Origin of the sequence: Actinoallomurus oryzae (assembly GCF_039541955.1) — a bacterium.
In the GTDB taxonomy this organism is placed as follows: domain Bacteria; phylum Actinomycetota; class Actinomycetes; order Streptosporangiales; family Streptosporangiaceae; genus Actinoallomurus; species Actinoallomurus oryzae.
The window spans coordinates 139943-163996 of sequence record NZ_BAABHF010000019.1; the positions used below are offsets into that span (position 1 = coordinate 139943).

20 protein-coding genes are annotated in these 24054 nt (G+C 72.3%); 6 read left to right on the forward strand and 14 right to left on the reverse strand.

The genetic code is table 11. The annotated features are described in order from the left end of the window. Window positions 1-795: 795 nt before the first annotated feature. A complete protein-coding gene (locus ABEA10_RS15005) occupies window positions 796-1347 on the forward strand; it encodes a G5 domain-containing protein (protein ID WP_345463508.1) in 552 nt (183 codons plus the stop codon). 6 nt (window positions 1348-1353) lie between these two features. On the opposite strand, the gene ABEA10_RS15010 is transcribed toward ABEA10_RS15005, so the two are convergent. Beyond that, on the reverse strand, window positions 1354-2223 hold the full coding sequence (locus ABEA10_RS15010) for an AraC family transcriptional regulator (protein ID WP_345463511.1): 870 nt from the start codon (window positions 2221-2223) through the stop codon (window positions 1354-1356). A gap of 92 nt (window positions 2224-2315) precedes the next feature. On the opposite strand from ABEA10_RS15010, the gene ABEA10_RS15015 reads away from it, so the two are divergent. Then, window positions 2316-5696 carry a DUF5107 domain-containing protein gene (locus ABEA10_RS15015; RefSeq protein WP_345463514.1) on the forward strand — a complete coding sequence of 1127 codons (3381 nt, stop codon included), beginning with the start codon at window positions 2316-2318 and terminating at the stop codon, window positions 5694-5696. Here the strand turns inward: ABEA10_RS15015 and ABEA10_RS15020 are convergent. The 3 genes from ABEA10_RS15020 to ABEA10_RS15030 form a co-directional block, all read right to left on the reverse strand. Further along, window positions 5669-6136, reverse strand: coding sequence for a nuclear transport factor 2 family protein (locus ABEA10_RS15020; RefSeq protein ID WP_345463517.1), 468 nt, complete (start codon window positions 6134-6136; stop codon window positions 5669-5671). The genes ABEA10_RS15015 and ABEA10_RS15020 overlap by 28 nt on opposite strands. 93 nt (window positions 6137-6229) lie before the next feature. Next, complete coding sequence (locus tag ABEA10_RS15025; protein ID WP_345463520.1) at window positions 6230-6811, reverse strand: carboxymuconolactone decarboxylase family protein; 582 nt, start codon at window positions 6809-6811, stop codon at window positions 6230-6232. A 2-nt stretch (window positions 6812-6813) separates the two neighbouring features. Continuing rightward, window positions 6814-7134 (reverse strand): hypothetical protein, encoded by a 321-nt coding sequence (locus tag ABEA10_RS15030; RefSeq protein WP_345463523.1) that lies wholly within the window; start codon window positions 7132-7134, stop codon window positions 6814-6816. Window positions 7135-7348: 214 nt separating this feature from the next. On the opposite strand from ABEA10_RS15030, the gene ABEA10_RS15035 reads away from it, so the two are divergent. From ABEA10_RS15035 to ABEA10_RS15045, 3 genes are all read left to right on the forward strand, one after another. Continuing rightward, window positions 7349-7690: a YciI family protein gene (locus ABEA10_RS15035; protein ID WP_345463526.1), complete on the forward strand. Its 342-nt coding sequence runs from the start codon at window positions 7349-7351 to the stop codon at window positions 7688-7690. 4 nt (window positions 7691-7694) lie between these two features. After that, entirely contained in the window at window positions 7695-8891 is a 1197-nt protein-coding gene (locus ABEA10_RS15040; RefSeq protein WP_345463529.1) for an RNA polymerase sigma factor, read from the forward strand. Window positions 8892-9078: 187 nt separating this feature from the next. Then, a complete protein-coding gene (locus ABEA10_RS15045; RefSeq protein WP_345463532.1) occupies window positions 9079-9498 on the forward strand; it encodes a pectate lyase family protein in 420 nt (139 codons plus the stop codon). 139 nt (window positions 9499-9637) lie between these two features. Here ABEA10_RS15045 and ABEA10_RS15050 read toward each other — a convergent pair whose 3' ends face one another. The 10 genes from ABEA10_RS15050 to ABEA10_RS15095 form a co-directional block, all read right to left on the reverse strand. Continuing rightward, entirely contained in the window at window positions 9638-10873 is a 1236-nt protein-coding gene (locus ABEA10_RS15050) for a serine/threonine-protein kinase (protein ID WP_345463535.1), read from the reverse strand. A 70-nt stretch (window positions 10874-10943) separates the two neighbouring features. Then, window positions 10944-13286 (reverse strand): MFS transporter, encoded by a 2343-nt coding sequence (locus tag ABEA10_RS15055; protein ID WP_345463539.1) that lies wholly within the window; start codon window positions 13284-13286, stop codon window positions 10944-10946. A 139-nt stretch (window positions 13287-13425) separates the two neighbouring features. Then, window positions 13426-14403, reverse strand: a complete 978-nt coding sequence (locus ABEA10_RS15060; RefSeq protein WP_345463542.1) for an NAD(P)/FAD-dependent oxidoreductase — start codon at window positions 14401-14403, stop codon at window positions 13426-13428. Between the two features lie 79 nt (window positions 14404-14482). After that, on the reverse strand, window positions 14483-15667 hold the full coding sequence (locus tag ABEA10_RS15065; protein ID WP_345463546.1) for an FAD-dependent oxidoreductase: 1185 nt from the start codon (window positions 15665-15667) through the stop codon (window positions 14483-14485). After that, complete coding sequence (locus ABEA10_RS15070; RefSeq protein WP_345463549.1) at window positions 15664-16584, reverse strand: sulfotransferase family protein; 921 nt, start codon at window positions 16582-16584, stop codon at window positions 15664-15666. Before ABEA10_RS15070 ends, ABEA10_RS15065 begins: the two co-directional genes overlap by 4 nt. A 50-nt stretch (window positions 16585-16634) precedes the next feature. Beyond that, window positions 16635-18497: a TOMM precursor leader peptide-binding protein gene (locus tag ABEA10_RS15075; RefSeq protein WP_345463552.1), complete on the reverse strand. Its 1863-nt coding sequence runs from the start codon at window positions 18495-18497 to the stop codon at window positions 16635-16637. Then, window positions 18494-19285, reverse strand: coding sequence for a hypothetical protein (locus ABEA10_RS15080; RefSeq protein ID WP_345463555.1), 792 nt, complete (start codon window positions 19283-19285; stop codon window positions 18494-18496). Before ABEA10_RS15080 ends, ABEA10_RS15075 begins: the two co-directional genes overlap by 4 nt. Window positions 19286-19288: 3 nt before the next feature. Then, a complete protein-coding gene (locus ABEA10_RS15085; RefSeq protein WP_345463558.1) occupies window positions 19289-20623 on the reverse strand; it encodes a SagB family peptide dehydrogenase in 1335 nt (444 codons plus the stop codon). Further along, window positions 20620-21453 carry an MbnB/TglH/ChrH family RiPP precursor modification enzyme gene (locus ABEA10_RS15090; RefSeq protein ID WP_345463561.1) on the reverse strand — a complete coding sequence of 278 codons (834 nt, stop codon included), beginning with the start codon at window positions 21451-21453 and terminating at the stop codon, window positions 20620-20622. The genes ABEA10_RS15085 and ABEA10_RS15090 overlap by 4 nt, the downstream gene beginning before the upstream one ends. 70 nt (window positions 21454-21523) lie before the next feature. Next, window positions 21524-23377: a glycosyltransferase gene (locus tag ABEA10_RS15095; protein ID WP_345463564.1), complete on the reverse strand. Its 1854-nt coding sequence runs from the start codon at window positions 23375-23377 to the stop codon at window positions 21524-21526. Here ABEA10_RS15095 and ABEA10_RS15100 point away from each other — a divergent pair. Beyond that, window positions 23342-23665 (forward strand): hypothetical protein, encoded by a 324-nt coding sequence (locus tag ABEA10_RS15100; protein ID WP_345463567.1) that lies wholly within the window; start codon window positions 23342-23344, stop codon window positions 23663-23665. The two genes, ABEA10_RS15095 and ABEA10_RS15100, sit on opposite strands and share 36 nt — an antisense overlap. The last annotated feature ends 389 nt before the right edge of the window (window positions 23666-24054 follow it).

Genomic DNA, 24054 nt, shown 5'->3' on the forward strand with positions numbered 1-24054 from the left:
ATCACGCCCGAGCAGGCCGCCGAACGCGCCCGCGTCGAAGGCGACGGCCTCCTCGCGAGAGCGGCCCTCCAGGTCGTCTCCATCGCCTGGTCCGGGTCGGGCCCTCGGCGATGGCGGCTCGCAGCTCCTGAAGGCGAACCCGCAGGGTCAGTGCCTTCTGCAGGTGAATCAGGGCTTCCGCGTACTGCTCCACGTGCATACGGTTCGCCCCGATGTCGATCGCCTCGTTCGATGTGTTTCCCCACCTCCTTCGCGATCGCGAGAGATTCCTCGAAATCCGCGGCCGCGGCGGTGATGTGCCCGAGGTAGTAGAGCGTGATTCCGCGGTGCAGCAGGGCGTTCGACTCGCCGTTCCGCCCGCCGACGGCGCGGTACAGGGCGGTGGCCTCCTCCGCGTACGACAGCGCCCGGCGATTACTCCCGGATGACCACGACGCGAGCGCCCTCCGGCCGTGCCGATCGGGCGGCTGGCTCACGCCGGGCGGGATCGAAGGCATCCGCAGCATCGCCAGAAGCACGCGGCCGCGAATATCGATCACTCTGGCCGGTCGCCGGCGAACTGCAACTCGTAGCCCGATCGACGGATCGCACCGGATGAACAGTGACATCGATCCCGACCGCGTCCGGATGGACACCTCCCTGCCGTAGGGCGCCTTCGCGGTCATTGCGTGGTGTGACGGCGCAGGGGACGATTTCCCTCACGATCGCGTTGACCGGTCGGCCGTCTGTGGCCTGGCCAGGGCCGGACCGGCCGTTGGCCACCGTACGAGCGCGTTTCTCCCTATAACCAGCGTTATGAAACGCGCTCTCACGATTTTCGTGGTCGGTGGCATGCTCCTGACGGGTGCCTGCCGGGCGGAGCCGGTGACGGCTCCGGACGCCCTGTCGACGCCCACCACGCCCGCCGCGTCCTCCTCCAGCCCGAGTGCGACGCCCACGCCCCGGGTCGAGAGGCGCACGGTCGTCGAGAAGCGCTCGATCCGGTTCTCGACCCGGAGGGTCGCCGACCCCCGCCTCGCCCGGGGGACGACCAAGGTGGCGAGGCGTGGCGTGAACGGCGTCCTGACACTGACCTACCAGGTCACGTTCACCGACGGCCGGCAGACGGCCAGGAAGCTGGTGCGCAAGGTGGTCACCCGAGCGCCGGTCAGCCGGGTGGTCACGGTGGGCACACGCGCGGTACGGCGGTGCGATCCGAACTACGGCGGCTGTGTGCCGATCGCCAGTGACGTCGACTGCGCGGGCGGCGGCGGCAACGGCCCGGCCTACGTCAGCGGCACCGTACGCGTGATCGGCTCCGACATCTACGACCTCGACCGCGACGGCGACGGCGTCGGCTGCGACTGATGCGCTTCAGCCCTTGTGCTGGACCCGGTAGGCGCTCGGGCTGACGCCGTGGATCCTGCCGAACTGCCGGGAGAAGTAGAACGGGTCGGCGTAGCCGAGGGCCCGGGCGATCTCGGCGATCGGGCGGTCGGTGGTGTCCAGCAGTTCGCGGGCGCGGGACATGCGCAGGCGGGTCTGGTACCGGAGCACCGACGTGCCGGTCGCGCGGCGGAACAGGGCCGCGAAGTGCGACGGGCTGAGCCGCGCCAGCGCGGCGAGTTCGGCGACGCTGGTGCGCGCGCCGACGTGCTCGCGCAGGTACTGCTGGGCCTGCCGTACGGCGTCGGCCCGGCCCGCGGGCGCTCCCGTCTGGCCGGCGGCGAGCAGCGCCAGCAGGTGCCAGGCCGCGCCGGCGGCGGCCAGGCGGCTGGGCACCGAATCGTCGCGCTCCATCCGGCCCAGGGCCTCGTCGATCAACGACACCGCCTGGTAGACGTCGCCGACCGGGACCACCGGCCGCTCCGGATCGGACAGGAGCGCGCCGGTCAGCTCGCCGGCGTCGGCCCCGGCCACGTGCAGCCACCAGATCGTCCAGGGCCGGTCCCGGTCGGCACCATATTCGTGGCCGACGCCGGCCGGGATGACCAGGGCCTGCCCCGCGCCGACCTCGAACCGTCCGGACGGCAGCCGGCACCATCCCGCGCCGTCGACGCAGACGATCACGATCAGCTGCGGGCTGCCCTCCGTGCGGCTCCGCCGGTGGTCAGCGGCCTGAGGGAAGTATCCGCAGTCGGTGACGAGCAGCCGTGAGGTGAGCGGCAGCCCGAGCGCCTCGCGCACGAGCGGGCGGGCGAGCACGCTGATGCGCTCGCCGGCGAAACCGTGCATGCGGGGCATGCCGCCATGCTGACGGCTGATCGTTGTTTCGTCCAGGGAATCCGTTCCTTCGCACATTCCGGCCCGTCCGCGCGCCTCCGTACGCTCGGAGCATGCCCGAGGACCCGAGGATCGAGCTGCCGCCCGTGCCCGAGGACCAGCGCGGAGAGGCGGTGGCGGTCTGGCGCGAGGACGTCCCGATCGAGACGTACGCCCCGGCGGCGCCGGACGCCTACCCGGCGTTCCTGGAGGCCCGGGTGTACCAGGGCTCGTCGGGCCGGGTGTACCCGCTGCCGTTCTACGAGCGGATCGCCGAGACACGCGCGCCGGTGCGCTGGGACGCGGTGCACCTGGAGAACCGCTGGCTGCGTCTCATGGTGCTGCCCGCGCTCGGCGGGCGCATCCACGTCGGATACGACAAGACCGCCGGCTATGACTTCTTCTACCGCAACAACGTGATCAAGCCGGCGCTCGTCGGGCTGGCCGGCCCCTGGATCTCCGGCGGCGTGGAGTTCAACTGGCCGCAGCACCACCGGCCGGGCACGTTCCTGCCGGTCGACGTCGAGATCGAGCGCGAGCCGGACGGCGCGGTGACGGTGTGGTGCTCCGACCACGACCCGCTGACCCGGATGAAGGGCATGCACGGCGTACGGCTGCGGCCCGACCGCGCCGTCGTGGAGCTGCGGGTCCGGCTCTACAACCGGACCGAGGACGTACGGACGTTCCTGTGGTGGGCCAACGTCGCCGCGCACGCGAACGACCACTACCAGTCCTTCTTCCCCACCGACGTGCACTTCGTGGCCGACCACGCCAAGCGGGCGACGACCACGTTCCCCCGCGCCTCGGGCCGCTACTACGGCGTCGACTACCCGGCGCGCGCCGACGACGCCCGCCCGGACGGCGACCGGCTCGACTGGTACCGCAACATCCCGGTGCCCACGTCGTACATGTGCGTGGGCAGCGAGGACGACTTCTTCGGCGGCTACGACCACGGCGCGCAGGCCGGCTTCGTGCACTGGGCCGACCATCGCATCGCGCCCGGAAAGAAGCAGTGGACCTGGGGTAACGCGCCCTTCGGCTGGGCGTGGGACCGCAACCTGACCGACGGCGACGGCCCATACGTCGAGCTGATGGCCGGCGTCTTCACCGACAACCAGCCGGACTTCTCCTTCCTCGCGCCGGGCGAGACGAAGAGCTTCAGCCAGTACTGGTACCCGATCCAGCGGATCGGCCCGGCCCACCAGGCGAACCTCGACGCGGCCGTGAGCCTGTCGGCCGGCGCGGGCACGGCGCGCGTCGGCGTGGCGGTGACGGCCGTACGCTCCGGCTGTCTCGTACGGCTCCGGGCGGACGGTGAGACCGTCTGGTCCGGGCGTCACGACCTCGCGCCCGGATCGCCACTGGTCACGGACGTGCCGCTGCCCCGCCCGTACGCCGCGGAGGACCTGGAGCTGACGGTCGAACACGAGGGCGCGACGCTGCTGGCCTGGCGTCCGCGGCCGGCGCCCGCCGAGGTGACGCCGCCCGCGCCGGCCACCGAGCCGCCCGCCCCCGACGAGATCGCCGGCACGGACGAGCTGTACGTCACCGGGCTCCACCTGGAGCAGTACCGGCACGCGACACGCTCGCCGGAGCCGTACTGGCTGGAGGCGCTGCGCCGCGACCCCGGCGACGCGCGGTCGGCGATCGCGCTCGCCGCGCGGCGGTACGGCGACGGACGGTACGCCGAGGCGGAGGAACTGCTCCGGCGCGCCGTGGGCCGCCAGACGCTGCGCAACCCCAACCCCTACGACGGCGAGGCGTACTACCGGCTGGGCCTGACGCTCATCCGGCTCGACCGCGCCGCCGAGGCCTACGACGCGCTCGCCAAGGCCGCGTGGAACGCCGCCTCGCGCGCCCCGGCGCACTGGGCGCTGGCCCGGCTCGACTGCCGCGCCGGACGCTGGGCCGCCGCGCTGGAACACCTCGACGCGGCGCTGGCCGCCGAGGCCGGGCTGCTCCAGGCCCACGACCTGCGGGTCCTGGTGTTGCGGCGGCTCGGCCGTACGGAGGAGGCGAACGCGGCGCTGGCGGCCGTACGCCGGCTGGACCCGCTCGACTGGTGGGCCCGCGACCTGGCCGGCCTCCCGCTCGACTGCGACGCCCCGACCTGTCTCGACGTCGCCCTCGACTACGCCGCCGCCGGGTTCGCGGCCGAGGCGCTGCGCGTGCTCGAACGCGCCGAGGAACGGCTCGCCGACGAGGAGCCCGGGGCACCCGGCGAGTGGCGGCGGCCACGCTCGGGCGCCGGACCGCTGCTCGCCTACCACCGGGCGGACCTGTTGACCGCCCTGGGCGGGGACGCCGGCCCGGCCCTCGACCGGGCCCGTACGACCGACGCGCACTACTGCTTCCCCGGCCGGGCCGAGGACGCGCTGGTGCTGACGCGTGCGCTGGAGCGCGACCCGTCGGACGCGCGGGCGGCGTCGCTGCTGGGCCACTGGCTGTACCACCACCACCGGCACGACGAGGCCGTGGCCTGCTGGCGGCGCGCGGTCGAGCACGACCCGTCCGACGTCGTCGCCTGGCGCAACCTCGGCGTCGCGGCCTTCAACGTGAGGGGCGACGCGGCCGAGGCCACCGCCTGCTACGACCGCGCCCTCGCGCTCGCGCCGGACGACGCGAAGCTGTGGCACGAGTCCGACCAGCTCGCCAAGCGCACGGGGACGCCGCCGGAAGAACGTCTCGCCCGGCTCGAACGGCGGCCGGACGTCGTCGCGGCCCGCGACGACCTGACCGTCGAGTACGTCCTCCTGCTCGTGGCCACCGGCCGGGCCGCCCGCGCGCTGGAGGTGCTGACCGGCCGCCGGTTCCAGCCCTGGGAGGGCGGCGAGGGCCAGGCCCTGTACGCCTGGGAGCAGACCCGGCTGGCCCTGGGCCGGGAGGCCCTGGCCACCGGCGACGCCGCCGCGGCCTGCACTCACGCCCGCGCCGCGCTGGATCCCCCCGAGTCGCTCGGCGAGGCCCGCCATCCGCTGGCCAACTGCGCCGACCTGCTCCTGCTGCTCGGCGACGCCCACGCCGCCACCGGGGAGACGGAGGCCGCCCGCGACGCCTGGGCGCGGGCGGCGACCGCCGACGGCGACTTCCAGGAGATGAGCACCCGGCCGTACAGCGAGATGACCTACTTCTCCGTACTGGCGTGGCGCCGCCTCGGCGAGGAGGAGCGCGCGGCCGGCCTGGTCGCGGGCCTGGAGACGTACGTCGCGGAGCTACGGGCCACTCCCGCACGGGTCGACTACTTCGCCACGTCCCTGCCGACGATGCTGCTGTTCACCGACGACCTGGCGGCACGCCGCGAGACCACCGCGGCCTTCCTCGCCGCCCAGGCGGCGGAGCTGCGCGATCGGCGGGACGAGGCACGGGCGCGGATCGCCGAGGTCCTCGCCCTCGACCCGAACCACCTGGGCGCGCTGACCTTCGGTGCTCAGGTCCGGTCGGCCAGCCAGGGGTAGCGCTCGGTGTCCTTCGCGGCGTAGTCGGGGTCGAGGTAGATGAAGAGGCGCTGGATCTTCCAGTCGCGGATCTCGAACACGTCGCACCAGCGGCCCGCGGCCCACTCCGGCACACCGGCGCGCCAGGGGCCGTCGCGGTGCTCGCCGTGGCTCGTGCCCTCGACCACCACCACGTCACTGCCGGAGAACACCCAGTTGAAGTGCGAGTAGTGGTGCTCGATCTTCTTGATCGTGGATCCGACGTCGCCGAACATCCGGCCGATCTCCTCCTTGCCGTTGGCAAGGCCCCACTTGGGGAAGTACGCCTGCGCGTCGTCGGCGAACAGGTCCAGGATGCCGTCGCCCGTCGAGGTGACTCCTCCGTTGTCGAACGCCTTGAGATATTCGAGGATGACGGACTTGCGCTGCTCGTCGGTCATCGTCTCTCTGGTCAGGGCCACACCGTCTCCGATCGTCGAGCGAGAATTCGCACATCCAAGACATCGGCGAAGACGGGTGGCCCCGCTACAGACTCCTGGCGAAGACCGCACGTGCTATCGGTATCCGCGCTTGAGCAGGTACTTGGCGCCGGCCTCGAAGCCCTCCGGGCTGAGCATCGCGAAGCCGAAGGCGTCGGCGAGCCGGCCGGTCGTGTCGAACGCGGCGCAGACCGCCAGTGCGTCCTCGATCTGCCGGGCTGAGACGCCGGTGGCGAGCACTTCCCGGATGTCGTCGGGGCTCAGCTTTCCGTCGGCGGTCAGCCTGCCGAGCATCCGCAGCGTCGCCCGGAGCGGCTCTTCGACGGGGGCCGATTCGAGGTCGGCCAGCACCGCCGCGACCCGTGGTCCGTCCTGGTACGCCCGGCTCGCGGTCGCGGTGTGCGCGCCGATACAGAACGCGCTTCCGTTCACCTTGGACACGTAGGCCGCCATCAGCTCGCGGTCGCCCACCGACCAGGCGGACGGGCCGCGCATCGCCTCGTGGGTGAACTCCTTGGCCCGGGCACCGTAGAAGTCGGGGCGGTAGAAGACCAGCCTGGCGGCGTCCGGCATCGGGTGCCCGGAGAACAGCCGGACGAGAGCGAAGAGCAGCTTGGTTCCGGGCCTGTAGCCGCGATTGAGGATGTCGAGTCGCATGGTCAGGCCTCCCCGTCGGCGGTCGCTTCGGCCAGGGCCGCCAGGCCCGCTTCGTACAGCCGGGTGGAATGGCCGACCGCGGCGCACACCACCAGCTCGAAGAGCTCGTCCTCGGTGCAGCCCGTCGCCTTCGCCACGGCGAAGTCCTCCTCGGTGACCTGCGCCGGCCTGTCGACGACCTTGCCGATCAGCGCGTCCAGCGGCGGGGCGAGGCCCTCGTTGTCGAAGGCACGCGCTCGCTGCTCGGCCGATGCCCTGCCCGGCCCGTTCAGCACGCGATCCACCAGGGCCCGGTGCACTGCTCGTTTCCTGTCATCCGGCACGGTTTCCTCCGTCTCCTCTGCGGCTCGGTCGTCCCGCCCTCACATACCTGACGATCGGCGGACCGCCGGACAGGACAGAGGGGGCGGGAACCGGGCGAATATTCTCCTGGCGGTTGTCCCATACTCCGTTCCGCCGATCGTCTCACTGGTGAACGGCGGCGTCCGAGCCGTGCTGAGAGCGCTGCCGGCCGGCGACACAGGCAGGGGAAACGAGATGAAGTACGTGCTGTTGTTCGTGGAGACCGAGCAGTTCGCCGCCGACCTGGACGCACTGAGTCCGGCCGAGCGGGAGCGGGCGTACGAGCGGGTCGACGAGTGGTTCGCCACGCATGCGGACAAGATCCGGGGCGGCGCCAAGCTACGGTCGGCGGAGACGGCGACGACCGTACGGCTCGACCGCGGTGAGCCGGTCATCGTGGACGGGCCGTTCGTGGAGGGCAAAGAGGTGGTCAGCGGCTACATCGAGATCGAGGTCGCCGACCTGGACGAGGCGCTGCGCATGGTGGAGACCTGGCCCGCCTGCCCCGTCGTCGAGATCCGCCCGATCGAGTCCTGAACCGGTGACCGACGCCTCGCACGACCGGCTGGCCCGCGTGATCCGGCAGCACGCGGGCCAGCTGGCCGCCTCGCTGATGCACGTCACCGGCGGCGACTTCGCCACCGCCGAGGACCTGGTCCAGGACGCCGTGCTGGCGGCGCTGCAACACTGGCCGGCGGAGGGAATCCCGGAGCGGCCGGGCGCGTGGCTGTTCACCGTGGCCCGGCGCCGTGGCCTGGACGCGCTGCGACGCGAGGCCAACTACCGGACCAAGCTGGCGCAGCTGCGGTGGCCGGTCCAGCCCGACCCGGATGAGCGGTTGCGGCTGATCTTCACCTGCTGCCACCCCGCGCTGCCCCGGCCGGCGCAGATCGCGCTCACCCTGCGGGTGGTGTGCGGCCTGACCACCGCCCAGATCGCCCGTGCGTTCCTGACCGGCGAGGCCACCGTCGCCCGGCGGATCAGCCGCGCCAAACGAAAGATCACCGACGCCGGGATCCCGTACCGGATCCCCGACGACGACCAGCTGGCGGCGCGGCTGGCCGAGGTCCTCACGGTGATCTACCTGCTGTTCAACGAGGGCTACCTGTCCACCGCCGGGCCCGCGCAGTCGCGCGACCTGGCCGAGGACGCCGAATGGCTGGCCGGCCTGCTGCACCGGCTCATGCCGAACGAGCCGGAGGTCGCCGGGCTGCTCGCGTTGATCCGGCTCCACCGCGCCCGGGCGGGGGCCCGCTTCGACTCCGCCGGCGGGCTGGTGCTGCTGGAACACCAGGACCGGTCGCTGTGGGACCGGGAGGCGATCGTGGACGCGACGCGGCTGCTGACCCGCGCCGCACGACGGCGGCGCCCCGGTCCCTACCAGCTGCAGGCCGCGATCGTCGCCTGTCACGCCGAAGCCGAACGCTGGCAGGACACCGACTGGGAACAGATCGTGCTGCTGTACGACATGCTGCTCCACCTGGCGCCCTCGCCGGTCACGCGCCTGCACCGGGCCATCGCCCTGCGCTACGCGACCGGGCCGCACGCCGCCCTGGCCGAGCTGGACGCCCTCGACGGCGAGCTGCACGACTACCACCTCTACCACGCGACCCGCGCCGAGCTCCTGCGCCGGCTCGGCCGCCCCGACCAGGCCCGCGCCGCCGACCGCCGCGCTCTCGAGCTGACCGCCAACCCGGCCGAACAGGCCCTGCTCCAGCGGCGGCTCACCCTGATGTAGGGCGCTCCAGATCATGAAAGTTTCCACGCTCCCGCGAGGGGCGTGTCCTTCCTAAGCGAAGCCTCTGACCTGGGGGAAGCCTCTGTCGGCGAGGGCGGTCCCGACGCATCCCCTGACGGTTCGTTGACGCCCTCTGTCCGGGAGCGCACGATGAGCGCCGGGGCGCAGCGGCTCGTACATCATCCGGGTGAACGGCACGATCTCGCTCTCGTCGATGACGAAGGTCACCTCGGACAAGACGATCATCGGCGTGGGCACCGCCGGCAGGATCACCGGGTACGTGCTGAACGTCAATCAGGCGAACAACGTCGTCATCCGCAATCTGACGTTCACCGGATCCGCGGACGACGCGATCAACGTTCAGTACTCCACGCACGCCTGGATCGACCACAACGACCTGTCCAACGCCTATGACGGCGCGACCGACATCAAACGCGCCTCGGACTACGTCACCGTGTCGTGGAACCCCCAGACCGGTGACTCGCCCGAGGGCAACCTGCGGTTGGCCGACAACTACCTCACCGGCTCCGGCACCGCGGAGTCGCGCAACGCCTCTCGGTGCCGAACGTGCCGTACTCCTACTCGGCGGACGCGGCCTCGAACGTGAAGTCGATCGTCACGGCCGGCGCGGGCGTCGGCAAGATCTGATCCCCCTCATGACGAATCCCGGGCGGACGCGGTGTCCGCCCGGGTTCGTGGTCGAGAGGGGAGATCACTCGGTCCGGGTGACAGGACCACCGCCCGTCTCAGTGCCGGTCCTTGCCATGCTTGCCGTGCTTGGCCCGCTTGGCCTTCTTGTCCGGGTTCCCCCGGTGCGGCGGGGCGTGGGTCGCGTGCCGGGGGCGCTTGGCCACCGGGCGCGGACTCGCCTTGGTCGGAGTGGCCGACGGATGCCGGATCGCCGCCGACGGCGACGGCACGACCGCCGGCCGATGGTCGGAGGCCGGCCACGCGGTCCAGGTGACGAGGCCCACGAGCAGGGCGAGGCCGCCCCCCAGCGCGAGCGGGAGCGCCCACCGGCGCCGTACGGGTGGGACCGGCTGGTCCAGGACCTGCGTGAGACCCTCGCGCCGTACGCCCGGAACCGCCTGGTCGAGTGGCGTGTCGCCCGGGACGGGCTGGTCGAGTGGCGTCTCGTCCGGGCGCCGGGTGCCCGTCCCCGGATCGGCCCTCAGCAGGGTCGCCTGCTCGGCGACGGCCGCCGCGGGGTGCGGCCGCGCCGCCGGGTCCTTGGCGGTCAGCGCCTGGACCAGGCCCGCGAGCCCGGGTGGTACCGACGAGGGAAGCGGCGGCAGCGGCGTGTCACGGTGCGCCAGAACCACGGCGGTCGGCGGCCCCTCGTACGGCGGCCGGCCGGTCAGCAGCTCGAAGGCGATGATCCCGAGCGCGTACAGGTCGCTGGCGGCCGTCGCCGGCCTGCCGATCGCCTGCTCGGGCGCGAGGTAGAGCGGCGTGCCCATCAGCGTGCCGGTGCGGGTCAGCGAGCTGGCGTCCATCGCACGGGCGATGCCGAAATCGGTGATCTTGATCGAGCCATCGCCGCCCAGCAGGACGTTCCCCGGTTTGACGTCGCGGTGCACGAGCCCCGCGGCGTGCGCCGAGGCCAGCGCGGACGCCACGGCGGCGACGATGTCGAGCACCCGGGCGACGCTCATCGGCGCCTCGCGGGCGATCGCCGCGGACAGCGACTCGCCCGCCACGTACTCCATCACCAGGTAGGGCGCCTCACCGCCGTCCCCCTCGCTGTAGTCGAAGACCTGGGCGATGCCGGGATGGGACAGGCCCGCAGCGTGCTGGGCCTCGCGGCGGAACCGCTCGCGGAACTCGGCGTTGTCGGCGTACTCCCCGCGCAGCAGCTTGACCGCGGCCGGACGGCCGAGCCCGAGGTCCTCCGCGCGCCAGACCTCACCCTGCCCACCGGCGGCGATGCGCTCCACCAGCCGGTAACGGCCGTCCAGCAGCCTGCCCGTTGTCGAAGTCATAGTCCGCGCACGATACCGACAGCGGACGCCCACGGCGACGCGGGGTGTGAGAAGTCGATCTCGGCCACGGTCACTGCCAGGGGACCGGCGCCGGCGGCGCCATCTGCGGGCTCGCGTACGCGGGCGGCGGGCCGGTCCTCTCCGGCGGCCGGCTCCTCAACAGCAGGGCCGGTACGGCCGCGACGATCCCGATGACCCCGGCCACGAGCAGCGGTGTCAGAGAGAAGGGCCGGAACGAGGGCACCGACAGGGCGGTGCCGAGCACCAGCCCGGCCTGGAGCAGGCCACCGCCCAGCCCCGCCAGCCCGTCCGGTGGCTCACCGAGGATGGCCGTGGCCGCGCCGGTCACCAGCGCGCCCAGGCCGGCGCCGAGCAACGCGACCACCGGAAGAAGCAGCAGGTAGGTGTCGGCCTTCGCGGCCGGGTACGCGGCGAGGGCCGCCACCCCGGTGACCGCACACCCGCCGGCCAGCACCGGGCCGGGGCCGAACCGTCCGGCCAGGGCGCCTCCCGCCAGCGCGAACACGAGCGCGGTCAGCACGAGCGGCACCAGCCGCACACCGGTGCCGATCGGGCTGAATCCCCAGTTCACCTGCAGGCGGTAGCTCACGTACGTCACGGTCAGGTAGGCGGGAAACAGGCCCAGCGCGAGTACCGCGGCCCCGCCGGACGCCCGCAGCGGCAGCGGCGACGGCCGTACGGTGAGCGCCAGGACCACGCCGACCACCCCGAGGACGACGGCGACCGCCAGCGGCAGGAGAATCCTGACCTGGAGCCATCCGGTGTACTGGTGCCGGAGGCCGTAGGCCAGCAGCGGCACCATGAGGGAGAGCAGCACGACGCCGAGGGCGCCGTTCTCCGGCCCCCGCGACCGGGACTCGCGCGTGCCGATGAGGCCCAGCACCCCGGCGACCACCAGCGGCGCGAGCAGCGCCAGGAACATGATGCGCCAGCCCAGGTACTCCACGATCACACCGCCGACGAGGCCGCCGCCGGTCATGGGCACGACGACGGCCGCCGCCCACGCCCCGAGGGCGAGCAGGCCCCGGCGGTCGGGGAACATCTCGCGGACCATCCCGAGCCCGACCGCCAGCACCACCCCCGCGGCGATCCCCTGGAGGAGCCGCAGGGCCAGGAGACTCGTCTGCCCGGGTACCAGCGCCATCGGCACCGTCGTGACCGCGTACGCGGCCAGACCGGCGAGGAAGACCTTCTTCCGGCCGACGGCGTCGGCGATCCGCCCGGCCGGGAGCACCGCCGCCACGAGGGCGAGCTGGTAGTAGTTGCCGAGCGCGGACAGGAAACCGGTGCCGCCGTGGAAGCCGGCGGCCAGGGCCGGGTAGGCGGCCGACAGCATGGCGTCGCCGAGGATGACGGTGAACGTCGCGAGCGCGACCGCGAGCAGCGCGAGGCCCGGCACGCCGGGCTGCTCGCGCCGGGGCGAGGTCACCGGGCCCGCCCAGGGCGCGAACGCCGGGGGCGGCGGCATCCCGGCCGGGGCGGGCGGCGCCCACCCGGGCGGCCGGGTCGACGGCAGGTACTCGGCGGTGACGGCCGATGCCCCGGCGGCGAGGATCGGCGAGGTCTCCGTCGCGGCGGCCTGTCCTGGGACCGCCCGGCCGAGCAGGCTCAGCAGTACGTCGGTCGCCGCCGGGCGGCGGGCCGGGTCCTTGTTCAGGCAGGCGTTCACGAGTGAGGCGAGGGGCTGCGGCAGCATGCTCACGTCCGCGTCGACGTGCAGCACCCGGTGCATCACCGCCGGAATGGAATCCGCGCCGAACGGCGACCGCCCGGTCGCGGCGTACAGGATCGTGCTGCCCCAGGCGAACATGTCGGCGGCCGGCCCGAGCGGCGCACCCGCCACCTGCTCGGGCGCCATGTACGCCGGGGTGCCGACGACCTGGCTGGTCAGCGTGCCCGGGGCGTCGAGAGCCCGCGCGATGCCGAAGTCGATGACCCGTGGCCCGTCCGGGCTCATCAGCACGTTCGGCGGCTTGAAGTCGCGATGCACGATCTTGGCCTCGTGGATCGCGGCCAGCGCCGTGGCCGTGGCGATCGCCAGCCGCAGGAGATCATCGCCGGTCCGCGGTCCCTGCTCACGGACGAGCTCCTGCAGCGACGGGCCGTCGACGTACTCGCTGACGATGTAGGGCGTGTCGCCCTCGGCATCCGCGTCGAGCACCCGCGCGGTGCAGAATCCGGCGACCCGCTCGGCCATCGACAGCTCGCGCACGAACCGGCGGCGGGCCGCCTCGTCACCACCCTGCCCGACGCGCAGCAGCTTGACCGCGACCTGCTTCCCGTCGGGAGCGCGTCCTTGGAAGACCACGCCCTGGCCGCCCTCCCCCAGCCGGCCGACGAGCTCGTAGCCCCCCAGGCGCTGAGGATCTTCCGGCCGCAGAGGACCCGCCATCCGCCTTCACCTTTCACCCGACCCGTCCCATCCCGCCCCGATTCGATCACATTCGGGGTGCTCGATGGTGCTCGTTGGACCGAGCCATCATCGGCGGCCGACGGGAACAGTCCGTTCCCGCGCGTCGCGATGACACGCGTTATTCGGCGGAGCGCACCGCGGCGCCGCGGCGGTACTCCTCGACCGCCGCGGCGGTCTCCTCACGGACCATGTCCCGGTTGACGGCCGCCGCCGCCACCGCCCCCATACTCGTCGCGACGATGACGGACGCGTGGTCCCTGACGACGTTGCCGGCGGCCCACACTCCCGGCACGCTCGTCCGCCCCGCCACGTCCACCAGCACGGTGCCCCCCTTGCCGAGGTCGCAGCCGAGCGCGGTCAGCAGGCCGTCCTGCGTTATCCGCCGAGGCGATGTGAACAGCACCTGCCGCGATACCAGCCGGCCGTCGGCCAGTTCGACGCCGGTGAGCCGTCCCGCGTCGGTGACGATGCGCGCCACCGGACCGGGCGCCACCTCGACACCGCGGGCCGCGAGCCGCTCCTGCTCGGCATCGGTGAGGTCTTTGTCATGCGGGAAGAAGATGATGTCCTCCGACCACTGCCGCACGAGCAAGGCCTGCTCCACCGATGCGGGTCTGCCGCCCAGGACGCCGAGCGGCTGGTCGGACGCCTCCCAGCCGTCGCAGAAGGGGCAGAACAGCACATCGATCCCCCATCGTTCGGCGAGTCCGGGAATGGGCGGCAGTTCGTCCCGCAGCCCGGTGGCCACCAGGATGTGGCGAGCCATCAGCACCGAGCCGCCGGCCAGCCGGACCTGGAAGTGCCCACCCTCTCCCGCGGGATCGATCGCCAGGACTCGATCGGTGATGCGGGTGACGCCGTAGCGAGCGAGTTCCGCCTCACCCATGGCCAGGAAGTCCGGTGGAGATATCCCGTCCCGCGTCAGGAATCCATTGATCTGCGTGGCCCGCGCGTTCCGGGTCGGTCCGGCCCCGACCACGGCCGTCGGCCGCCGCGTCCGGCCGAGCACCAGCCCCGCACTGAGTCCGGCCGCGCCGGCGCCCACCACTACGACGTCGTAGGACCCGCCGGTGGGCCGGTCGGTCGCTGTGGTCATCGCACCCACCTCCATGCTGTCGAGCTCCCTGTGGTCGAGATCGCCGGCCGCCGTGCGGCGGCCGCCAACACGCCTTCCCTTACGCACGACCTGCCGTCATCGCGACGGACGTCGCCACCGCCTCGGCGCTGTAGCGGAGCATCCGCCGTTCGTAGCCGGCCTTCGCCGTGACCAGATCGTCCGCGCCGCGGGCCACCGCCTGGAGCGTCGTGGTCAACAGCGCGGCGTCGCGGAACGTGGTGTTCGCGCCGAGCGCCCGGCCCGGCGGCATCACATGCACGGCGTCGCCGAGCATGGTCACGCGCGGTGCGCTCCAGCCGTCGATCGCGGGCGCCGCCCGGACCGTGATGGCCAGCAGCGTCGAGACGTCGGCCCCGCCGACGATGCCGTGCAGCACCGGATGCCAGCTCGCCGTCTGCTCGCGGGCGATGCGGTGCAGCGTCCCGGCGTCGGCGTCGCGTAGCTCCTCCAGGCCCACCGGAGCCTGCGCGATCGTCCCGCCGAGCGTCCACATGAGACAGTCGGGCAGTTCAGTGATCGTCAGGCCCGGCGCGATGTCGGCCGCCGCCTCGCGGAACGCGCGCCGTTTGCGGAATGGGCCGATGCTCATGCCGATTCCCTCGGGGCTGAGCACCCGGCTGAAGCCGGCGAGAACGCCATCAGGGATCGACCTGCCGATGTCCCGGTCGAGCGCCGTCCGGCCGTAGATCGCCCACCGCAGCTCGGCGGGCCGCATGTCCGGCAGGACCTGGCCGCGCACCGCCGAGGCGACGCCGTCGGCGCCGACGAGCAGACCGGCCGCCACGGCGCCGGGATCGCCCGCGATGTCAACGGCAACACCATCGTTCAGTTCGCGAAAGCCCGTCACCGGGTGGCCGAACGCCACCCGGTCGGCCAGTTCGTGCAGGAGAATCTCGCGCAACGTGTGGCGGCAGCAGCTCAGCGATCCGCCGGCGTCCGGGAGCGACCGCCGCTTCAGCGGCCGCAGGTTCGCGTCGTAGACCGCACTTCCCTGGTAGGGCTGTGCGGCGGTCGCCGTCACAAGGTCGAACAGCCGATCCGGCAGTAGCGATCGCAGCGCCGCCAGGCCGGCCGGGCTCAGGCTGATCCGGTGTCCCTGATAGCGCGCGTTGGCGGTCGTCTCCCGCTCGTAGACCGCCACGGGGATGTCCGCGGCGGCCAGGCCGTGCGCCAGCGCGAGCCCGCCGAGCCCGGCCCCGGCGATCACCACGATCCCGTGCGCCCACCCCGCCACGGCGGTCACCGATATCCGAGCAGCGCGGCGAGCCGGGCGTACTCCCGCCAGGTGGCGTGATCGAACCCGACGTGAGGGTCATAGCGCATCGGCGGCGGGGCCGGCACCGGACGCAGCACCGGATCGTCGAGAAAGCCCGGATCTCCACCGCGCAGCCGGCCCGACTCGCCGCCGCCGGTGAAGGGCCACCGTGAGACCTCGCACATGTCCCGCAGGATGGTGTCGTCGACCTCGACCTCCAGCCAGCGCAGCACTCGCGGCAGGTGGCGGAGCGGATCACCGATCAGGTCTTCAGCGCGGATTCGCAACCATCGCTGTGGAGGCAACGCGTTCAGCGCCACGACGGCGTTGGTGTGCTGCCGGTACCAGGTCCACCAGCAGTGCGTGAGGGTGCCGCGTCGCTCTGCGGCGGTCGGCCGGCCGCCGTCGATCCGTGCCCGGTGGCCGGCCATGGAGACCGCCGTGCTGTGCGGATGCCTCGTCAAGTGCAGGTACCGGGCTCGCGGATAGGCCTCCAAGCAGCGCTTGAGCGCGGTCGGTGTGTTGAGCGTGTCCGGCGACTTCTCCATCCCGGTCCGCGGCCGCACCGCGTCGAGCAGATGGTCGAGCAGCCGCGTGGTGGGCCAGTCCGCGCGTTCGGCCAGCCATGTGCGGGCCCGGCTGATCGCCGCCTCGTCCTGGTCGCCATCGTGGATTTCGGCGACGGCGCGCAGGATGCCGCTCTGCTGCGCGGACCGCCAATCGGACGGCAGGTCGAGCTGTTCGTGCGGGCCGAGCAGCCCGCCGATCGTGTCGGCGGTGAAGATGAGCAGCTCCGGGAATCCATACAGCAGCGGATGGCCGGACAGCAGGGCGATCGCGACGGTGGAACAGGACCGGGCGGGGGCAAGGATGAAGACGACGTCGCGGTCGCTGCTGGGCGGCATCGCGGCTCCTTGGGTCGCTGGGCCGGAACGGGCGGTCGCCGGGCCGCGGGTCATGGCATCGGATGCGGATGGTGGTCGATCTCGGCCGCTGACAGCGGGCTCATTCGCCGGCCGAGCAGCGCGGGCACCGACAGCAGCCGGGGCAGACCGTGCAGGCGGCGGTTGTCATGCCCGAAGGTCATCGGCAAGGTGCCCGGCGCCAGCACCCGCACGCACGCCAGGTCGGCGGCCCGGTGCTCGGCGGTCGTCTGATCCACCACGATGACGTCCAGGCCGGCCGCGGCGAACCGATCGATCACCTCGAGCAGGTCGTCGCGCAGGTCCGCGTGCCGGATCAGCGGCAGGCCGCCCACCTTCGCCAGTTCCACCTCGGCGCCGTCGGCGCCCAGATGGTCGAGACGGCGGGCGATATCCGGATCGGCGAACAGCAGGCCATGGTCGGCCATGCGCCGGACGTAGGCGGGACGTTCGACCATGAGCGGGATCCGCCATCGGCGCGTTTCGTAGTCGGCCGTGACCAGCGGGATGAGCATCGCCAGTTCGCCGGCGGCCTTCACGACCGCCGCACCGGGATCCAGGTGCGCGGCCGCCGTGCACACGACGCTCGGATGGCCGGGCTGGTCGGTCCGGGCCACCGCCCAGATCGACGGCACACCGGTGTCGACGGTGATGTCGAACAGCTCGACCCGGTAGCCGGTCCGGGCCTGGAGCGCCTCGATGGCCGCCGCTGCCGCCGGGTCGGCACGCGCGTCCAGACGTATCCGCGGCACCGTCAGCCGAGTGTGCCAGGCGAGCAGGAAGGCGTCGCGCTCGGCCACTTCGACCAGCGCGTGCAGGATCGCCTCCGTCACGTTGGCGCCGACGGCGCAGCCGCTGGAGGCGGTGAGGGCGAGCAGTGGCCCGCGGCGCAGCCGGTAGTAGGCCAGGGACTCGGGTATCAGGACGGTACGCTGCTCGCCGAACGAGTACCCGGGCACCCAGCCGAGTTCCAGCTGCTCGGTGAAGGGCTGGTAGGGAAAGTCGAGCTCGGTGTAACGGTCGGCCGGGTAGAGGCCGAAGAGCTCTGGCGGGACCGCCCGGTCGGCGACCTCGCGGTAGCCGGCGCGGATCGCTCCGGTGGGCCGGCCCGCCGCCATGCCACCGAACCGTTCCATGGCTTCGAAGATGGCGGCGGCGGCACTTGCCACCGCGTCGCGGTGGTGCCCGAACCCGGAGATGGAATCCGACTCGCCGATGGCGGCGATCGCCTCGGTCGTCACCATCCCGCCGGCGGCCACCGGAGCACTGAGCCGGATGAGGCCGGCCGGGCCGGTGACATAGCTCGCGCGGAGCCGGTCCAGTTCGGCGGCCGCGGGCCGCAGCCGGTATGCGGTAGGCGACCGTTTCGGCTGGCCGGTCAGCTCTGGGGCGGCCGCCGGGACCGGCGGCGGGGCGCAGACCGGGCAGGCCGGGTCCGGGATGAACGCGCTCCGTTCGACGGTCAGGTCGGCCAGTTCGACGAAGAGCATCGCGCCTCGGGTGCGCGGCGGTCCGGTGCCGGGCACCAGTTGCCGGGTGGCCTCGTCGAGCACCACGGCGGCGACCGCGTCGGCGGCCAACGCGGTGAGCCACGACGCGGCCGCGGGCGCCGGCTCCCGGAGGAGGTCCAGTACCCGGGGGTCGTCGGCGGCGCGCCTGCGCCGGCTGTCGGCGCAGCGATCGCAGCCGGGCACGCCGGCCGTCACCATGGGGCCCACCGCCACCCGGCCGCGCTCGGCGCGGACCGCGAGCACCGGGGTGGCGGCCGGCGACGGCGCGGCCTGCCCGACGGACACGATCAGCTCCGCCGGATCGCTCCCGGGGTTCGAGAAGGTGGCGCGCAGCGCCGGCAGCAGCGGCCCGGCCCCGACCACGCGGACCGGTAGGTCAGTCATCGGCGGCCCCCGGTCGCCGTAGGGTGCCGGTGTTCGGTCGCGGTGAGACCGTCCAGATCGATGCGGCGGAACGTGGCCGGTGGCGCGCCGTGATGCGCCGCGGTGACCCGGCGCAACACGCGCTGCACCAGCTGATCGGCCACGACCCGCAGTACAGCGGCCGTGCCCTGGCCGCCGTCGGGCGACGCCGTTCCGGCCCACACCTTCGACCACGGCACCGTGTCGGCGGCCGGGCACACCGGTGCCAGCCACGCCTGGCCCGGGCGAAGGGCGGCCCGCGCGACCAGCGCCGCCCGGCCCGGCGCTGCCCAGGACAGGGTGTCGCGGCCGGTGACGTCGATGAGCAGATCCGCCTCCTCGGCGCCGGCGATGTCCGGGACGGCGGTCATTGACGTCAACCCGGCCACCCGGCAGGCATCGGCCACCGCACCGGCCAACGGTCCGGTCCCGGCCACCAGGTAACGGGCGGTCCGGAACGCCGTCACCCGTGTGGCGGCATCGCCGACGAAGGAGCCCACGAACGCGGCCTCGGCCGAATCGGTGGCCGCACCGGGAGTGCCGTCCCGCAGCGCCCGCGCGCCGGCCAGTGCCGCCAGCACACGCTCGGCTTCCGGTGCCGCCGCGAGGATCCCGGCGCGGTCGAGGTCGCCGGTCAGCAACGTCCGCACGTGGTCGATCCGGCGGTAGAGGGCAGGGTCATGGATCCGCTGCGCACCGTGATTGGTGACGATCCACAGCCCTTCGGCGGTGGGCACGAACTCGGCGTCCGCGCGCAGCAGTAGGCCCATCCCTCACCCGTCCACCGGTCGTGAGCCCAGCAGGAACTCCCCGACACTCGACTCCGCCGCCGGGTCCAGTCGGGCGGCGCGGCTGAACAGTTCGGCATCGCCGGCCCCGAGCGCGCACGGTGCCAGGTCCATCGCGGTGGCGACCAGGTACATCAGATGGAACAGCACCCCGGTGTTCTTCAGGATCAGCCCGTAGCCCATCGTCTGGTATTTCCACATCACCCGCCCGAAACGGGCCGAGACGATGACGAGGACCTGGGGTTCGGCGGCCACGCCGGCCGAGTCGGCCGCTCGGTTGAGCAGCTCGCGGATCGCAGGCTCCGGTGCGGCCAGCGGGTGCAGCCGGTGGGCCGCCCCGTCATAGTGGTAAAGGCCCGGCGACAGGCCATCCACAAGCCGGACCACCGCATACAGTTCGAGGCCGCCGGTCGAGCCGGCGGTCGGATACGGCAGGGTGACCTGGCGGCCGTCCGCGGTGACGTGCGCGACCCGCCCGCAGCGGTCCAGGAACTCACCGAGCTGGCCGACCGTAATCGGATTGGCGTCGTCGTGTTCTCGGATGGAACGGCGCCGCCGCAGCACTTGGCCCAGGCTCGGATCGGTCTTCGCCACAAGCGCGGGGTCGGCGGCGGCGAGCGGGATGCCGTCGCCACGCGGCGCGGCCGTCGGCGGCGGCTGGTCGAACAGCCCGTCCGCCCACCAGGTGGCGCCGAAGTCAACGCCGGCGCGGGCTCGCCCGGTCAGCCGGCTGCGATGGTGGAACCAGAGCTCGTGTGGCTGCCACTGGCGCAGCCGCAGGTCCTCGTCCTCGCCGTCGGCGGTGGTCAGGCCCGCGTATTGCAGGTCGGCGAGCAACCGGGCCGCCGGTCCGCTCGCCCCCGCACCCGCCAGGCCGGCCAGCCGGCCCAACGCGCGGCCGACGGCGTCATGGTGCAGCCGGAGATCGGCCCAGGCCAGCGGCGACTCCAGCAAGAGCCCGCCGGCGACGGCCCGCAGCACGGTGAACCGGGACAAGGCGCGGCCGGGTGACGGCGGAGTGCGTGGCCGCACCGGCTCGATCGAGTAGAGGTGGTCGGCGCCGGCGTACACGGCCTGCCGGACCCAGCCACCGTCGAGCAGCCGGTCCACGAACGGGCCGCCGCCGGCCATCCGGCGTAGGACCGGCAGCCGGCATTCCTGGCTGGACAGGCGCTCCAGCACGGCCACCTGGCCGCCGGTGAGCCCGGTGAGGATCTCCTCGTGCCGCCGGTCGGTGAGTTGGGCGGCACGGGCACGGGCGCTGAGCCGGCACCGGACGCCCGGTCGCAACGCGGCGGTGACGTGTGGGTCCGGCGTCACGCCACCACCGGATTCCGCATGATCGACCGGGCCCGCCAGACCTGCTCCAGCAGCGGTCGCAGGCTGTCCAGGTTGGCGTCCTGCTCCAGGATCGAGGCCTTCAGATCGATCCGCCGGCAAAGCTCGGCCAGCAGCTCCCATACCTCCTCGGGGACCGGATGGGAGTGCCCGTCGATGAGCACGCCGTGGGCCCAGAATCCGCCGGCGAGGTGCACCTGCACCACGTGGTCCAGCGGTAGCCGCTGGAGGTACTCGAGCGGGTCGAAGAGATGGTTGACCGAGTTGCTGTAGACGTTGGTGAGGTCGAGCAGGATGCCGCAGCCGGTGCGTTCGGTGAGCCGGTGGAAGAAGTCCGGCTCGCTGATCGGCGAGTCGAAGTCGACCAGATAGCTGATGGTTTCCAGCACGAGTGGCTTGCCGAGGGTCTGCTGGATGGTGTCGACCTTGCCGATGATGCTCTCCAGCACCTCCTCGGTCCGCCAGAGCGGGGCCAGGTGGTGCAGGTCGATGCCCGGCACCTTGGTCATGCACAGGTGATCGCTGTAGTACGGGGCGCCGGAGACGTCGCTGACCCGCCTCATGCCGGCCAGGTAGTCGGGCGGCACCGGGCCGACGGTTCCGATGGACAGCCCGACGCCGTGCGGGATCACCGGGTACAGGTCGCGGATCTCGCGCAACTCGTCGAGGAGTCGTGGCTGGGAGATGTACTTGTCGGCCAGGACCTCGACGAAGTCGATCTCGTCCCGGGCCGCGGCGATTCCGTCGGCGAGTTCCTCGCGGTAACCGAGGCCGGACCCCAGGTACGGTATCGAGGCGAGATTCACCGGCATGCGCTCGCTCCTTACATTGACTGGTGGGCCGGGCCGATCGTCGGGCCCGCGCATGGTCGTCGGGTGGCCGTCACGTGGCAGTGCCGAGGCCGAAGCGGAGGAACCCGCGAGCGTGGCAGTTCCGCAGCGCCCCGTCCACCGCGTCCAGGGTGAGGTTCGCGGCCGGGAAGCGCGCCGCCATGGCGGCCCGGATGTCCTCGACCGTCTGGTCGCCGGTGCACTCGCCGAGCAGAGCCGCGACCGCCGGGGTGATGCCGAACGGCGTGGGCGCGCCGCCGGCCCCGGGCCGCAACACGACGTTGGCCGGCTTGGCCGCGGGCTCCGGCACGGGACCATCGGCAAGCGCGTCGGCGATGGCCGGGATGTCGTAGCCGAAGGCGAGGACCATTACTCCGTCGGCGGTTCGCGGCCGGGCGGTGGGCAGCAGCGGTCCGTCCGCCGGCGGTTCGTCCGTCGCGCCGAGCAGCAGCAGGTCGTCGGCGTCGACCGTGCTGTGGCGAAGCTGATTGATGGCCGCCTCGTATCGAGCGAGGTCGCCGGCATACCCGGGCAAATCCGGGTCGACCTGAATGCACTCTGTGAGGAAGCGGCCGAAGGCGATGAGGGCCGTTGACGTGGTCTCTCCCGGCATGGCGGGATGCAGATCGTAGAACCGGTCGAAGTAACGGACCACCGTCTCCTCGCCGAAGGCCAGGGCGCAGAGTGGGAAGGCGGCGATGATGCGTTCGCCACGCTTGACCCGGAGGCTGTCGGCGAAGATCGCCAGCATCTTGCGGTCGATCGAGGCGAGGATGCTCCGCTCCTGCTCGGTGAGCGTGTACTTGGCGAGAGCATCGTCTGGGGCGTGCTGGAACCAGCCCCGGAACGCCTCGTCGACGTAAAGCCGGGCGAGCGCCGCCTGGGTCTCCGCCATCGTCATCTGCATCCTCCGTCGGGTGATGTCCTCGCCGATCTGAGTGAAGGTCTCCGCCAGATGGCGGCGGTAGCGTGGCCAGTCCTCCAGATCGCGCGTCATCTGGTGCCCGGCCGACCCGATCCGGGCCGCGGCGGCCGGGTCCGCGAGGACGTGGTGAACCACTCCGGCCAGCGCCTCGGCATCGCGCGGATCGACCAGCAGGCAGTTCTGTCCGGACCGCAGCCGGTCGCGGAAGTGCTGGTATTCGGCGACGTCCGCGGACAGGATCAGGCACCGCCCGGTGGCGAAGGTCTCCCGCGGTGCGGCAGGCCGGTGCGCCGCGACGGGGAAGTCATGCTCCAGGTAGGCGATCGCGGTGCAGGCGGCGATGAAGTTGGGCACCAGCTGTGGCGGCATGAACGGCAGGATGGCCACCGAGCCGGCCACGTCGAGGTCCTCGGCCATCCGGCGGAGTGAGGCGAGAGCGTGTTGCGGCCCGCTGGACACGAGTACCAGGTTGCCGGCGCCGGTCCGGCCGCGCGCGCCTGCGAAGGCCCGTAGCAGCCGGTCGGTGCCCTTGCCGAGGCCGAGCTTTCCGTAGCAGCCAATGGTCGGTGCCGTCGGATCGAAGCCGGGGCCCGTACCGACGGTCGCGCCGAGCGACTTGATGACGGCCGCCAGCTCCAGTGGCATGGCGTCCGGGTGGAAGTGGTCCGTCGGCACGCTGTGCGGGCCGGTCGTATAGATCAGCTCATCGTCGACGCCGAGGTGACGGAGGCCGCGGCGGCCCAGGTGTCCGGTGAGCCAGAAATCGGCCGACTTGGCGATCTCCTGGTAGGTGGCGGTCAGGCCCGGGTGACGGTAGAGCCGTCCGATGTCGCTGCCCGCATGACGGAGGCCGAACGGTGTACCAGTGTGCGCCGCCGCGATCGAGGCGGCGACTCCGTAGGGCTCGAGGTAGTACCCGTACAGCAGGTCGAGGGGCCGGCGCCGGTGCAGGTCGATCGCCAGGCCGGCAAGCTTGCTCACGAACGGATTGGCCGCTGGGATCAACCGCAGCAGAGCCGGGTCGCTCACCGTTCCATGCAGCGTTACCGCCCCTGTCCCAGTCGGCCCGGCGGCTTCCGCGTACGCTTCCTCGGCTATCCGGTATTCGGCTTCCACCTCGCCGGCGTTCGTCACGATATGGACCTCGTGACCCGCGGCCGCCAAAATATGAGCGTCCCAATACGTATTGACGCTAACGCCGCCCTGGATGGGCGGATACTTGCCCACGATGGCAATGCGCAATGCCCACCGATCCTGTCCGGCGAGTGACGCCGATTCAAGAATTGAACGGACCAGTGACCTGAATCGAGCCACTGGCCCGCCTAGTGGCTACTTCGGGTGGCGATTACCGGCAGCTTGTGGCGCAGCCGTGGCAGGGAGTCAGATCGACCGTGCCGACGTCATCACGGTGCGCCTGGGCCTGGGGCAGCTCAAGCTCGTCGATGTCGAACATGGATTCCGGCATTCTCTCCTCCTTCCGCGAGAGTGAGAAGGGAGCACGGCGGATTTACCGTGCCATGACCCGCGTTCGCCCAATCTCGTGGGCCCGGTTAACGCGGATACTTTGCATGCTTTTACAACCCTCCACAGATGTCAATATCCCGCAGCGACGCACAAAAGATTGCCGCGCTCGAGCGCGAGAGTCGGTCTCCCGCCGC